Source organism: Flavobacterium sp. CECT 9288, from assembly GCF_918731615.1.
In the GTDB taxonomy this organism is placed as follows: Bacteria; Bacteroidota; Bacteroidia; order Flavobacteriales; family Flavobacteriaceae; genus Flavobacterium.
The window spans coordinates 2,805,854-2,820,153 of the sequence record NZ_OU957226.1; the positions used below are offsets into that span (position 1 = coordinate 2,805,854).

At 33.9% G+C, this 14,300-nt stretch carries 14 protein-coding genes; 5 read left to right on the forward strand and 9 right to left on the reverse strand.

Features of this window, described 5'->3' with window-relative positions:
- Positions 1-7 precede the first annotated feature (7 nt).
- Genes LQ189_RS12400 through LQ189_RS12420 form a run of 5 tightly spaced genes read right to left on the reverse strand, consistent with a single transcriptional unit; the run spans position 8 to position 5,169 of the window.
- Positions 8-1,471 (reverse strand): UDP-N-acetylmuramoyl-L-alanyl-D-glutamate--2,6-diaminopimelate ligase, encoded by a 1,464-nt coding sequence (locus LQ189_RS12400; RefSeq protein WP_230157529.1) that lies wholly within the window; start codon positions 1,469-1,471, stop codon positions 8-10.
- Positions 1,468-3,471 (reverse strand): penicillin-binding transpeptidase domain-containing protein, encoded by a 2,004-nt coding sequence (locus tag LQ189_RS12405; protein ID WP_230157531.1) that lies wholly within the window; start codon positions 3,469-3,471, stop codon positions 1,468-1,470. Before LQ189_RS12405 ends, LQ189_RS12400 begins: the two co-directional genes overlap by 4 nt.
- Positions 3,462-3,809, reverse strand: a complete 348-nt coding sequence (locus LQ189_RS12410; protein WP_230157533.1) for an FtsL-like putative cell division protein — start codon at positions 3,807-3,809, stop codon at positions 3,462-3,464. The genes LQ189_RS12405 and LQ189_RS12410 overlap by 10 nt, the downstream gene beginning before the upstream one ends.
- A gap of 3 nt (positions 3,810-3,812) precedes the next feature.
- Complete coding sequence (gene rsmH, locus LQ189_RS12415) at positions 3,813-4,721, reverse strand: 16S rRNA (cytosine(1402)-N(4))-methyltransferase RsmH (protein WP_176330677.1); 909 nt, start codon at positions 4,719-4,721, stop codon at positions 3,813-3,815.
- On the reverse strand, positions 4,696-5,169 hold the full coding sequence (locus LQ189_RS12420) for a division/cell wall cluster transcriptional repressor MraZ (RefSeq protein ID WP_086453018.1): 474 nt from the start codon (positions 5,167-5,169) through the stop codon (positions 4,696-4,698). The genes rsmH and LQ189_RS12420 overlap by 26 nt, the downstream gene beginning before the upstream one ends.
- 372 nt (positions 5,170-5,541) lie before the next feature.
- Here LQ189_RS12420 and LQ189_RS12425 point away from each other — a divergent pair, with 372 nt between their 5' ends.
- Genes LQ189_RS12425 through LQ189_RS12435 form a run of 3 tightly spaced genes read left to right on the forward strand, consistent with a single transcriptional unit; the run spans position 5,542 to position 7,627 of the window.
- A complete protein-coding gene (locus LQ189_RS12425; protein ID WP_086453017.1) occupies positions 5,542-6,315 on the forward strand; it encodes an alpha/beta fold hydrolase in 774 nt (257 codons plus the stop codon).
- Between the two features lie 30 nt (positions 6,316-6,345).
- Positions 6,346-6,966, forward strand: a complete 621-nt coding sequence (gene yihA / locus LQ189_RS12430) for a ribosome biogenesis GTP-binding protein YihA/YsxC (RefSeq protein WP_086453016.1) — start codon at positions 6,346-6,348, stop codon at positions 6,964-6,966.
- 13 nt (positions 6,967-6,979) lie between these two features.
- Positions 6,980-7,627 carry a hypothetical protein gene (locus LQ189_RS12435; RefSeq protein WP_086453015.1) on the forward strand — a complete coding sequence of 216 codons (648 nt, stop codon included), beginning with the start codon at positions 6,980-6,982 and terminating at the stop codon, positions 7,625-7,627.
- 28 nt (positions 7,628-7,655) lie between these two features.
- On the opposite strand, the gene gldC is transcribed toward LQ189_RS12435, so the two are convergent.
- Both gldC and gldB read right to left on the reverse strand, forming a co-directional pair.
- Positions 7,656-7,994, reverse strand: a complete 339-nt coding sequence (gene gldC / locus LQ189_RS12440) for a gliding motility protein GldC (protein ID WP_086453014.1) — start codon at positions 7,992-7,994, stop codon at positions 7,656-7,658.
- Positions 7,994-8,950, reverse strand: a complete 957-nt coding sequence (gldB, locus tag LQ189_RS12445) for a gliding motility lipoprotein GldB (RefSeq protein ID WP_230157534.1) — start codon at positions 8,948-8,950, stop codon at positions 7,994-7,996. Before gldB ends, gldC begins: the two co-directional genes overlap by 1 nt.
- A gap of 98 nt (positions 8,951-9,048) precedes the next feature.
- On the opposite strand from gldB, the gene nadE reads away from it, so the two are divergent.
- Together nadE and LQ189_RS12455 are read left to right on the forward strand one after the other, a co-directional pair.
- Positions 9,049-9,846 carry an NAD(+) synthase gene (gene nadE / locus LQ189_RS12450; protein ID WP_230157536.1) on the forward strand — a complete coding sequence of 266 codons (798 nt, stop codon included), beginning with the start codon at positions 9,049-9,051 and terminating at the stop codon, positions 9,844-9,846.
- Between the two features lie 98 nt (positions 9,847-9,944).
- Positions 9,945-10,574, forward strand: coding sequence for a response regulator transcription factor (locus LQ189_RS12455; protein WP_086453011.1), 630 nt, complete (start codon positions 9,945-9,947; stop codon positions 10,572-10,574).
- Here LQ189_RS12455 and dnaG read toward each other — a convergent pair.
- Both dnaG and LQ189_RS12465 read right to left on the reverse strand, forming a co-directional pair.
- On the reverse strand, positions 10,571-12,547 hold the full coding sequence (gene dnaG / locus LQ189_RS12460; protein ID WP_230157537.1) for a DNA primase: 1,977 nt from the start codon (positions 12,545-12,547) through the stop codon (positions 10,571-10,573). The two genes, LQ189_RS12455 and dnaG, sit on opposite strands and share 4 nt — an antisense overlap.
- Before the next feature lie 130 nt (positions 12,548-12,677).
- Positions 12,678-14,273: a hypothetical protein gene (locus LQ189_RS12465; protein ID WP_230157543.1), complete on the reverse strand. Its 1,596-nt coding sequence runs from the start codon at positions 14,271-14,273 to the stop codon at positions 12,678-12,680.
- Positions 14,274-14,300: the final 27 nt, after the last annotated feature.

The following is a 14,300-nucleotide window of genomic DNA, read 5'->3' on the forward strand; positions in this document are numbered from 1 at the left end:
TGTCAAATTATTTTCCTAATTGTTCTAATAGTTCTTTTACTATTTTCATATCGTCAAAATCATGACGAACACCATTAATCTCTTGGTACGTTTCATGACCTTTACCTGCAACCAATAAGATGTCATTAGGCTGTGCTAACTGACACGCTGTTTTAATAGCTTGCATTCTATCTGTAATAGAAATTGTTTTCTTAAAATGATGTGGAGCTACTCCTTTTTCCATTTCAGAGATGATTTCTAAAGGATCTTCACTCCTTGGATTATCCGAAGTGAAAATAGCTTTGTCACTTAAACTTGCAGCTATATCAGCCATTACTGGTCTTTTTGCTTTATCCCTATCACCCCCACAACCCACAACCGTAATCAGCTGCTCGTTTTGAGTACGAATGGTGTTTATTGTTTTCAAAACATTTTCAAGAGCATCTGGTGTATGAGCATAATCAACAATAGCAGTCACATTAGAATTCGATACTATATATTGAAACCTGCCTGAAACACTTTCTAAATTAGATAATAACCTAAGAACTTCTAAACTATCAAGTCCTAATTCTAAAGCAGTTCCGTAAATTGCAAGCAAATTATACGCATTGAAATCTCCAATCAATTTAACCCAAACCTCATGACCGTTTATTTTTAATAACAATCCTGATAATTGATTTTCTAAAATTTGTGCTTTATAATCGGCATAGGTTTTTAAGGCGTACGTTTTTTTATTAGCAACGGTATTTTGTAACATGACAGATCCGTTTTTATCATCCGCGTTGGTAAGAGCAAAACCGGTTTTTGGTAAACTATCAAAAAAAGCTTTTTTAACATCTCTGTATTCAGCAAATGTGGGGTGATAATCTAAATGATCATGAGACAAATTGGTAAAAACTCCACCTGTAAAATGCAATCCTTCTGTTCTCTTTTGATGAATTCCATGAGAACTCACTTCCATGAAACAATATTCAACACCACTTTCTATCATTTCATTTAAGTAGTGGTTTATTGTTAACGAATCTGGAGTGGTATGAGTAGCTTTATACTCTTTCTCATTCACCATGATTTTCACAGTAGAAAGCAAGCCAACTTTATACCCAGCATTTATAAATAATTGGTATAATAAAGAGGCAATAGTGGTTTTACCATTAGTACCTGTAATACCAACTAATTTTAGTTTTTGCGAAGGCGAATCATAAAAATTTGCAGCCATGCAAGCCAATGCAGCATTGGTATCTTGAACCTTGATATACGTTACTCTTGGTGAAAGTTCAGCTGGCAAAATTTGACAAACTATTGCTGTGGCTCCAAGTTGAATTGCCTTTTCAATAAAATCATGACCGTTTGAAACTGTACCGTGAATAGCAACAAACACATCTCCGTTGAGAATTTTTCTAGAATCGAATTCTATTTTATTCACAGGAATATCTGTAAGACCCGTTACCGAATCTATAGCTACTTTGTATAATATGTCTTTTAGTACTTTCATGATAACTCTAATAATATTGTTGCATTTTTTACTACATTTTCACCTGCTTGCAACGACTGTTTTTTAACTTTTCCTACACCTACAACTTTTACTTTCATCCCTAAATTTCCAAGAAGCGCTACAGCATCCATGCCTGACATACCTTTAAGATTAGGGACTACTTTCTGCTTTTTCTGAACTTTTGAATAGTAAGCCTCATAGCTTTGTTCTTGCTTATCAATTTTCCTGTCAAGATTTTTTATGGTATTGGTTGAAGGAGCATCGGTAAATATTTTTTGTGCAATTCTTTTAAAAACTGGCCCAGCCACATCAGCACCGTAATAATTATTAAGTGCTGTATTAGGCTTATGCACCACCACTATACAAGAATACTTAGGATTATCAGCTGGAAAATAGCCCACAAAAGAGGAGGCGTAATACATTCCTGTTCTTCCTGCTTTACCATAGTTTACCTGTGCCGTACCGGTTTTTCCTGCCATTGAAAAATCTTTAGAAAACAATTTAGATCCTGTTCCTTTTTTCACCACATTAGCCAAGACTGCTTTGAGTTTAACAATGGTTTCCTTAGAACAAATTTTAGGGTTTAAAACTTCTTTTTCATATTTTTTTATGGTTCTATTCCACTCTTTTATTTCAGATACAAATTGTGGTTTTACCATTTCCCCATCATTTGCAACGGCATTATAAAAAGCTAATGTTTGCATTGGTGTAATATGCACTCCGTATCCAAAAGCCATCCAAGGCAATGATATTTTAGACCAACTTCTATCTGTAGGTTGAGGCACATAAGGGATTCCTTCCCCTTTGATAGAGAGTCCTAATGTTTTATTAAGTCCATAATTATTAAGATGATTTACAAACTGCGACGGATTCTCTTTGTATGCATTATAAACCGCTTGAACTAATATTGTATTAGATGAAACCTCAAAACCTCTAGCCAGAGAAATTTTGCCGTATCCACCTTCATGAGAATCTTCTACTTTTTTACCAAAATACGTTATCACTCCGTTTTTGCTATCATAAACTGCACTTGTATCTACTTTTTTATCATCTAACAATGCCATTAATCCTGCTAATTTATAAGTAGAACCAGGCTCATGAGACTCTGCTACGGCGTAATTTGTAGTTTCATAATAAGTACCGTCATTAGCTCTTCCTAAATTAGAAATTGCTTTAATATGACCCGTTTTAGTCTCCATCACTACTACTGATCCATGATCTGCCTCATAAGACTCCAGCTGTTTCAATAAAGCGTGATGTGCTATATCTTGAATGTACACATCAATAGTTGAGATGACATCATACCCGTCTTGAGGATCTACCTCATTAACATCACGAATAGGTTTCCATTGTCCTTTTGCAATTTTTTGTTTTAAAATCTTACCGTCTTTCCCATTCAAATATTTTCTAAAAGCCCATTCTATTCCTTTTCCATCAACAGATTGACCATTTTGAGTACGTTCATACCCTACGGTTCTTTCGGCAATTTTACCAATGGGATGCTCCCTAACTGTTTCTTGCTCTACAATTATCCCTCCTTTGAAAGCTCCCAAATTAAATAATGGAAAACCTTTAATTTTAAAATAAGAAGTATAACCTAGTTTACGACCTATTAAATAATATCTATTCTTGTTGGCACGTGCTTTTCTTAACTCATTTTCAAAATAGCTAGATGTTTTACCCAACACTGTTGCTAAAGAGTCTGAAAGTGATTTTACATTCTTTTCAAAGACTTCGGTTTTGGGCGCAACGGCATCAAAACGTATTTCATAATTAGGAATTGATGTAGCCAATAGACTGCCATCAGCCGAGTAAATATTTCCTTTATTGGCTGGTATTACAAAGTTCCTTACCGTTCTTTCTTTGGCTAATTTTCGATAATAATCTCCCTCAACCCATTGAATATTGGTTAATTTAATAGTAATAGCCACTGCAATCACAAAGATGAATGCAGCAACCAGATAAATTCTGTAGGATATATTTTTATCGTCTACTCCCATATTTTTTTGAAAAAGCTTTTTTCTTCTTCTTTGACTACTTTTATTTTTACTGGCGGCACTGTGGATGGAAAAATTTGTTTTTGCAACATTTTCTCAGATATAGTGGACTCCATTTTTAATTTCATTAACTCTGACCTTCTATCTACAAACTCTGATCGCAATTCTTTAACTTGATTAGAGAGTGCCGCTATTTCAAATACTTTTTGTTCAAATCTTTGTGTATTTGCAATCATAATAATAGCAAGTGCAATTCCAAAAACAATGAATCGCCAGTTTTTTACAGCATCATCGTTTACAAGAAACTTTGCTTTTAATAAACTGTAAACCCCGTTTTTCATTTTTTATCTTTTTTCAGCAATTCTTAATTTGGCACTTCTTGCTCTATTATTCTCTTTAATCTCGTTAGCATTGGGAACAATTAATTTTCCAATGGTTTTAAATGGAACCGAAAAATTTCCAAAAAAATCACGTTCAGGCTCTCCATCAAACATTCCGTTTTTTACAAATCTTTTCACCAATCGGTCTTCAAGAGAATGATATGAAATAACACTCAAACGTCCTTCTGGTTTTAAGATTTCTAAAGATTGCTCTAAGAATTCCTTTAAAACATCCATTTCTTGATTCACCTCTATCCTTATAGCTTGATATATCTGAGCTAGTATTTTATTTTTAACTCTTTCTGGCAAATACCTTGACAAAACCTCTTTTAACTCATCAGTAGTTTTTATTGGGTATTGCGTTCTGGCTTCTACTATAGTCCTTGCCAGTACAGGAGCGTTTTTTAACTCTCCATAATCCAGAAAAACTCTTTTTAAATTTGCTTCATCATATTCGTTTACCACCTTGTAAGCACTCAAGTCATTTTTCTGGCTCATTCTCATATCTAAGTCCGCATCAAAACGAGTTGAGAAACCTCTCTCTGGAACATCAAACTGATGTGAAGAAACTCCAAGGTCTCCTAAAATCCCATCAACACTCTTTACTCCATAAAAACGCAAAAACCGTTTTATAAAACGGAAGTTTTCATTTATCAGGGTAAATCTATCATCAGCTAATGCGTTGGCTAATGCGTCTTCATCTTGATCAAAGGCAAACAACTTCCCATTTGGCCCCAGCCGTTTCAAAATTTCTTTTGAATGACCTCCTCCTCCAAAAGTTACATCTACATATACTCCATCAGGATGAATATTTAAACCATCTACTGATTCCTGAAGCAAAACAGGATTATGATATTCCATTGTTGTCGTCATTTAAATTCCCCATTACTTCTTCTGCTAAATCTGCAAAATCCAGATCATCTCCACTTATTGATTTCTCATACAAATCTTTATCCCAAATCTCTACCATATTAATAGATGACGAGAAAACAACATCTTTAGTAATACTTGCAAAAACTGCTAAATCCTTTGGAGCCAATAATCTACCTAGCGCATCAATCTCTACCACTTTTACTCCTGCGGTAAACCTTCGGATAAAATCATTATTTTTTTTTACAAAGCGATTGAGCTTGTTAATTTTTGCCATCATTACATTCCACTCTTGCATAGGATACAACTCAAGACATGGTTGAAACACAGAACGCTTCAAAACAAACCCGTCTTGAAGTGATGAAGCCAATTGCTTTTTAAGCGGTGCTGGCAGTAGCATCCTGCCTTTTGCATCAACTTTGCATTCATATGTTCCTACAATTGTGTCCAAACAAAAAGTATTAAATGATGTAGAGCAAAAATATAAAAAAATCTACCACAATTTACCACTTGCTACCACTTTGTTAATAAGTTTAACCACTTTCTAGCCAAAATCCTTAATTTATATACTGTCAACAGGTTAGCCTCATTTTTGTTAATTCCCTCTTCAAGAATAAAAACCGTAGCAGGATTGTTCAAAATATGGAAATATCAAGCAATTAAAAAGATATTTTCACGTAAAAAAACACTAGTATTTTACTACATAAAAAGAATTATTTATGGTACGCTAGTGATAATTTTACAATTAAAAATTGTCTTAAAAATTCATTTTTATTTATTAAATCCTATATTTGTCAAAATTGAAAATAGGGATTAAAAAAAAATGGAAAAACACTATAAAAAAGAGGGAAGATACAGCTATTATGAAGCAGGTGAAGGGACTCCAATTGTCATTTTACACGGACTTATGGGCGGACTTAGTAATTTTGATGCTGTTGCTGATCACTTTTCTTCAAAGGGTTACAAAATTATCATTCCAGACTTACCCATTTACACACAAAACATTTTAAAGACTAATGTAAAAAGTTTTGCAAAATACGTTAAAGATTTCATCACTTTCAAAGGATTAGAGCGTGTTATTTTACTTGGAAATTCCCTAGGAGGACATATTGCATTGTATCACACCAAAATGTATCCTGAAAAAGTAGCTGGACTTGTAATTACTGGTAGTTCTGGTCTTTACGAAAGCGCCATGGGTGACAGTTATCCAAAAAGAGGTGATTACGAATACATAAAAAAGAAAGCCGAAGACGTATTCTACGATCCAAAAGTTGCCACAAAAGAACTTATCGATGAAGTGTACGAATCTGTAAACGACCGTATCAAATTAATAAAAACGCTTACGATTGCAAAAAGCGCTATACGCCACAATATGGCCAAAGATCTACCTAAAATGCATGTACAAACTTGTATTATTTGGGGAAAAAATGACAAAGTAACACCTCCAGATGTTGCCGAAGAATTTCATAAATTATTACCAAACTCTACTTTGTACTGGATTGATAAATGCGGTCATGCTGCAATGATGGAGCATCCAGAAGAATTCAACCGCCTGCTAGAAGAATGGCTTACCAATACGCATCTTGCCATACATTAAGGCAAAGTTTGCATTTTACACCTTTAGAACATGAAAATTAATACCGCCGAATTTGTTATCAGTAACTCCGATGTATCAAAATGTCCAAAAGACTTTTTACCGGAGTATGCTTTTATTGGCCGATCCAATGTGGGAAAATCATCCTTGATTAACATGATTACCAACCACAAAAAATTAGCCAAAACATCGGGACGCCCAGGAAAAACCCAATTAATAAATCATTTTTTGATTAACAACAACTGGTTTTTAGTGGATTTACCTGGCTATGGTTATGCTAAAGTATCTAAAAAAACGAAGTCTATATTTCAAGAATTCATTACTGATTATTTTGAAACAAGAGAACAACTTGTTTGCGCTTTTGTGTTAATTGATATTAGGCATGAAGCACAAACGATAGATGTTGAATTCATGTCATACATGGGCGAAAGTGAAATTCCGTTTTGTATTATTTTCACCAAAGCCGATAAGATTAGTAAAGTAAAAATTGACTCCCACATTGCTGCCTATAAAAAGAAAATGTTTGCAAATAACTGGGCCGAAATGCCTCAATATTTTGTTACATCAGCAACAGAATGTACTGGGAAGGAAGAGTTATTGACCTATATTGATGAAGTGAATCAAGAAGTTTTTAAAAACAACAGTCAATTTTAGAACTAATTTTTCAATGAATTCAAACAATAGGAGCATCTTTTTTAAAGTAGGAATCCTTTTTATAGCTCTGACCTCCTGTAAATCGCACACCTACCTACTTACAAATCATGATTACAAAACAGGTGTAGATTTTACCCAAGGAAAATGGCTCTTAAACACGGTCTACAGCGCTAAGGAAAACCGAGAAAAACTCACTGAAGAAGCAGCATCGTTTTTTGCTGAAAATATAGGTAATCGTTATCATTTTCGGGCCGATGCTAAGGGCTTGCTCCTTCCTGAAAACATACCTCTTAATCCCAATAAAGAACAAATCAAATTACTACAAGCAGGTACCGGATTTGATTACTTCATCAATGTATCATCCAAAAAAAATAAAGATGAATTAGGAACAATCTCTTTATTTGACGATGAACAATCAAGAGAGGAAAACAATGCAGAAGTTTCTTTAGAAATATACGATTTGAATTTACATCAAATTATATATACTCAAAAGGCGATTGGTAGTGATCGTGCAGAAAAACAAAAGTCAATCTGGGAAACCAAAAAATCAAATAAACTAATTGATAACATCAATTTTCATAAAAGCTCCAATAAATTAGTATTAGGGAGTCTAAAAAAGATATTGAAAGATCTTAAAAAGAAATCTATCCAAAAAAAATAAGAGCTACAGGAACAGCTCTTATTTTTTTTTATTTTTTGGTTAAGTCGAGTTTTTCTGCAAAATAATCACAAAAATCTTTCATCGTAGCCGACATTTTTTCATCATTGGTAGCTCTGTGAAACGTCTCAGACATGGCTACTAAAGTTTGATGGAAGAAAATTTTCATTTCATCTACAGGCATGTCCTTTGTCCACAAATCAATTCTCATACTTTCTTTAGCTTTGCTATCCCATATTGAAAGCATTATAGCTTTAGCTTCTTCGTGCTCTACACCACCATCTTTGGCAGTCCACATTAGTTTTTCTGGAACGCGATTTTCATCTAGTTCAACTAAAAATTTTATTTCTGATGTATTGGTATTTGACATTATTTTTTGGGTTTGTATTTTGATTTAACAAAGATTTCTTTTGCATCTGTTTTTAACAATTCTTCTAGTGAAGCGCCACTGTTTTCCATGTAAGCTCTAACAATTTGCCATCCTACCCATACCCCTACTTGACCAGGAGAATCGTTATCAATTTCTAAATAAAATTTTGAGAACGGTGCTGGGTTGATAAACCTAAGTGCTAATTTTTGCTCACTACTATAGAGCATTTCCTTCTCTAAGAAATAGCGCCACATGTAGCTTTCGTTTTCTTCACACCATTTTATTTGTTCAGGAGTATATCCTATTTTCTCAGCATCAGTGTAAGTTGGCAGCAATACATCTTTCAAATAAAGCTGCTTACCCCAATAAACCATTTGAGACAACAACTCTTTTTGAGTTCCCGGAGGAATTTTACGCATGGCAAAACTTGACACTACATCAGGTGCAATTTGTCTTTCTTCAAAATTTTGTTTTAGGTAATTGGGAAATTGATAAAATTTATGATCCTTTCCTAAGTACAATTCGAGAGAAATGATTACCAAAGAGTCTGCATAAATTGCTTTGGTATTGTAATCCATTTCAGATATAACAGTGATCACTTTTGGGGTTCTTGTTTTTGGAAAATGATATTTTATTTGCTTAAATAAATCATCTAACTCTTTCTTTACAGGTTGTATGTTGGCATACTTTTTTTGAACCTCTGTGTATAATTCTCTCCAAAGAGGATTTTGCATTTTCTCTATCCAAACCGTGTTATCATTGCCTGCAGGAAAAAAATAAGGATACTGTTTTTTAACCTTCTCTAAATTTTCTGGTTTGGTTTCAAAAAAAAGTTTGTCAAATCTTTCTACCTTCAAATCTACAGGAATCTCTGAAACTTCATGCTCTACTTTCGTTTTTTTCTCGCATGCCATCAAAACAAGACAAAAGACTGCCGTTAATAGGTATTTTTTCATAATTATTTAATTAAATTTGTGTATGTAACCTCGGGAATTAATGCATAACAAATTGCTTTTGCAAATATACATCCCTCCTTTTTAAAACGTGAATTATTATGACTAAAAAAAGTATTTTTGAAGCTGAAAAAGTAAATACTCATATTGTAAACTGGTTAAAAAACTATGCCGAAAATGCAAAAGTTAACGGTTTTGTCATAGGTATTTCCGGTGGTGTAGACTCTGCAGTAACCTCTACTTTGTGTGCACAAACAGGCTTACAAGTTTTATGTGTTGAAATGCCTATTCATCAGGCTCAAAGCCACGTGCAAAGAGCCCAAGAGCATATTGAGCAATTAAAATCTAGATTTTCAAACGTACAAAGCGTGCAAACTGATTTGACTGCTGTATTTGAAACTTTTAAACAAAATGTTCCTCACAGTATTGATGAGGCAAAGTTCAACCTTTCACTAGCAAACACACGTGCCCGCATACGAATGACTACATTGTATTACCTTGCAGGCATACATGGATTACTAGTTGCTGGAACTGGAAATAAAGTTGAAGATTTTGGTGTTGGATTTTATACAAAATACGGCGATGGTGGTGTTGACTTAAGTCCAATTGCTGATTTAATGAAATCAGAAGTGTATCAATTGGGGCAGTATTTAAAAATTCCAACATCTATTCAAAAAGCATCCCCTACAGATGGCCTTTTTGGCGATGACAGAACCGATGAAGACCAACTCGGGGCCAGTTATGATGAGTTAGAATGGGCTATGTTAGCAGCTGAATCTGAAAAAAAAGCATCAGATTTTGAAGGACGACAAAAAATTGTATTCGAAATTTACAAGCGTTTAAACACCGCAAACCGCCATAAAATGGAGCCTATTCCGGTATGTAAAATAAATTTTTGATAAAAAATTAAATTTTTATGTTGATTTACAATTAATTACAGAATTTATTTATTAATTTTACAACTCCAATAACAAACAATTCAAAAAAATTTAAAATTATGATTAAAGTATGTATAGCCGATAATTATCCTGTTGTGCATTTTGGAGTAAAATCTTACTTTAAAGATAATGCTGACATCTCTATTGTAGCCAATGTGGGCAATTTCTTGATGGTACGAGATATACTTCAAACGAAAGACATTGATGTATTAGTACTAGATTTGGACCTGGAAGGACTTTCAAGTATCTTCGAGATCAAAACAATCTTGAAAGATTTCCCAAAAACAAAAGTGATTTTATACAGTGGTCTCTCTGAGCAGATTTATGCACCAAATGCCATTAAAGCCGGAGCATCTGGCTTTGTGCACAAATCCGAAAAGTTAGAAACACTAGGAATTGCTATTGTAAAAGTATCACAAGGTAAGATCATCATGAATGAAACCGTGAAGAAAAACTTAGCCTTGATTGCAAAACAAACTAAAAGTGAGCGTTTGTATCGCAAACTTTCTAACCGTGAAGTTGAAGTATTACGCTACTTAAGTGGAGGAAAAAAGAATCACGAAATTGCTGACATCTTAAACCTAAACGAAAAAACAATTAGTACTTACAAATTACGTTTATTAACTAAACTAAATGTAACCAACCTAGTTGATCTAGTAGACAAAGCAAAAAAATTAGAAATCGTTTAGTAATATCTTGACATTACACGACCTAATTTTTTTGAAAAAGAATGGATTAAAATATTATAATCCATAACTAATGATAAAGGCTCTGTATTATCTGAATTTGGTTCAGATGATATGGAGCTTTTTAATTCTTCTATAATACTGCCCACAAGATACCATCTAAGAGTTAAGATAGTCTCAGTAACTTCTTGACCAATGGTTTCATTTTTAGTTTTTGGAAAAATATTTTGGCCTACCCAATCATGGAGAACGAGTTGCTCATCTTCCATTAAAATATCCGTCACTTCTTGGGCAAAGTCAACATCCAATCGCATTAAATACTGCTCCATACTAAAGGATTCATTCTCATTATAAAAAGCGATCAAGTCATTGTAAATTGCCCTAAACAAAGGATTGGCAAGTTGCACCTCATCTTCTTGCAAGCTGAGATAAATACGTTGGTAAACCTTATAGTTTCTGTTTTCTGAAACAGTTTCAATTTCGCCTTCAGCATTTGTACGCAAAAAAACATCTTCAAATTCTTCTTCAAGGTTGCCATACAACAGTAAAATTTCAATTATTTTGCGTTCCAATCGATTTAATACATCAACTTTATTGGCAGCAATAGGGTTTTCGTTTTTAACAATTTCAAAAGCTTGTTGCTCTTGTTTTTGCTTTTTTCCAACCTCTGCAACTTCTTTTTGAGATAATTGCGCCAGAGTACTTTGTAATACTTGCTCTGAAATATCCATAATTCGGGAACATTCCTGAATGTAAATTTCACGTTGAATTCGATCTGGAATTTTAGATATACTCCCTACCATATCTCGAATCAGATCGGCTTTTTTTACGGGATCGTTTTTAGCTTCATTCATTAAGAGCGATGCTTTGAACTGAATGAAATCTTTAGAATTATTTTCAAGATAATAGACTAAATCATCATACGACGTTTTTTTAGCAAAACTATCTGGATCTTCCCCATCGGGAAAAGTACATACTTTGACATTCATACCTTCCTCAAGTATCAAATCAATCCCACGCACAGAGGCGCGCAATCCTGCTGCATCACCATCAAATAAAACGGTAATGTTTTTTGTCAATCTATTTATCAGTCTAATTTGATCTGGTGTCAAGGCAGTTCCTGATGATGCTACGACATTCTCAATACCTGATTGATTGAATTGTATCACATCAGTATATCCTTCAACAAGGTAGCAATTGTTTAATTTTGCTATGGATTGTTTGGCTTGAAAAATACCATATAGCACTTTACTTTTGTGGTAAATTTCACTTTCAGGTGAGTTTAGGTATTTTGCTGCTTTTTTATCGTTAGTTAAGATACGCCCTCCGAAACCTAAGACTCGTCCGGACATGCTCTCAATAGGAAACATCACACGCCCCTTGAAGCGATCAAAAGGCCTGTCCTCTTTGGGAATTGTAAGTCCTGTACTTTCCAGAAATTCTAATTTATATCCTTTGCCAAGAGCTTCTTTTGTAAACGCATCCCAGCTTTCAGGTGAATATCCTAGACTGAATTTTTTGATGGTTTCATTTGTAAAACCTCTTTCCTTAAAGTAAGAGTAGCCTATGGCTTTTCCCTCTTCGGAATTTAAAAGTGTATTGTGGAAATACGTTTTGGCAAATTCCGAGACCAAGTACATACTTTCTCGAGTATCTATGAGTGCTTTTTCTTGATCTGTTTGCTCTGTTTCTTCAATTTCAATATTATACTTTTTGGCTAAGTATCTAATGGCTTCTGGATACGTAAAATGAGAATGCTCCATCAAGAAAGCAACAGCATTTCCGCCTTTTCCAGAACTAAAATCCTTCCAGATTCCTTTAGCCGGAGAAACCATAAATGATGGCGAACGCTCTTCAGAGAAAGGACTTAAACCCTTATAGTTACTTCCTGCTCTTTTTAAATGAACAAATTCACCAATAACCTCCTCTACACGAGCAGTTTCATAAACAGTATCAATTGTAGCTTTTGAAATCAAGTTGAATAAAATATTTAGGGATTGAAAAATGTAAAATTACACAAATCAAATTGGATAATTCACAATCTAAAAAACAAAAAAGCACTTCTTTACAAAGTGCTTTTTTATGCTGCTAAAATACCATCAGCAACTAATTAAAATCAAAACGCAAACCTAGTGAAACATTGTTTTGCTTGACAGCATTGTCCTTAAACAATGGATTTAAATCATATTTCAAGTATAAACTTGTAGCTTTATATCCTATATAAGTGCTCAATCCATAGACAAAATCACCTGTGTTAAAATCTCCTTTAGTTTTTTCGGTTGATTTTAAATCTGAATTTTCATATTGTAAAATTTGTTTTGTTTTCAGGTTTACTCCTGCGTAACCGCCTAGTCCTATTCTAACACTTTGATGAGATTTAAAATAGGTTTTGTCGTTCTTAACCTCTGGCTTTGTAAAATCAAATTCTAAATGTAACGGAAATACCAAGCTTACATTTCTAAATCTAGAATCTTTTAATTCAATAGGATTCACCGTCAAATTAGTTTGATTGCCATTCACCTCAAAACTACGATTATCTGTAGGGCGGAGGTTATTGTACATCACTGACAAACCGTACTTGGCATGCAATAGGTTAGAATTGTTTAAAAGTCTAGAATTATAAGAAACGCCAATTTCATAAAAATGAGATCCTAAATACCTGAAATCTGATTTTTTAACTTCACCATCGGTAATGACATTGTTCAATCCTGCAGCAAAAACAAATTGTGACGTTGTTCTTTTGGATTGGCGTTCATCCTTATCCTCTTGTCCGTTGTACACTTTTAAAGAGGAAATATTAAATTCGGTTTGATTTGGTCTAAGTTCTTCAGAATTTGTTCCAAAAATAACCATTCTGCCTCCACTTCTAGTGTCTTTAGCGTCCTGCACTTTTCCATCCACTTTATCTTGTACCAACTGGTTGAGTTTCTCTTCTTGAACACTAACTTTAGAATCAATATTTGCGGCGTGAACGGCTGCTTTTTTTAACTTTAAATCATCCGCTTGTTCCTTCGTAATTACTTTATTATCGAGATCGCTATCAATTTGTTCAATCTCTTTTTTTAACGCCTTTTTTTCTGAACTTGTTATTGATTTAATTTCGTTACCAATAGCTTTAGCTCTGGTCTCAAATGGAATTGATTGGTGGTCTCTTCCCTTAGTTAGTCCCGTTTCGGGTGTAGTATCATCAACTATTTCCAATGCAATGTCTTTAAACCATACCTGACCCGTATCATCTAATAAAACTCCATAGGAAATAGAAGTTGCATCTACTGGCACATGCAACACAATTTCATATTTAGCCCAATCTTTTGTGCCTTTTATGGGATTTTTTCGCATGTTATCAAAAGCTAAAACGGCAACATCATAATAATCCACACGCATCCATAAACCAGTCCAAGATTTAATATTATTACATTTAACATATCCCGACATTTTTACTGTTTTTCCTAAATACAAGTCTGGCTTAATTGATTTCATGATTGTTCCAAAACCATTGATTTTACTTTTAACCGACTTAATGGTTAAGATATTTTCTTCTTTAAATTCGGAGTTCTTTTCAAGACTCATTTCATAATTTGGCGACACCGGTTGCCAATATGTCCAGTCTAGAATATTTTTATAAACTCCTTTTTCTTGCGCATTAACTTTTGTTAAAAAGGCCGATAACAGTAGTACTGTGATTAAAATAATTTTTTGCATAATGTTCGATTTTTGATTGATGATTGA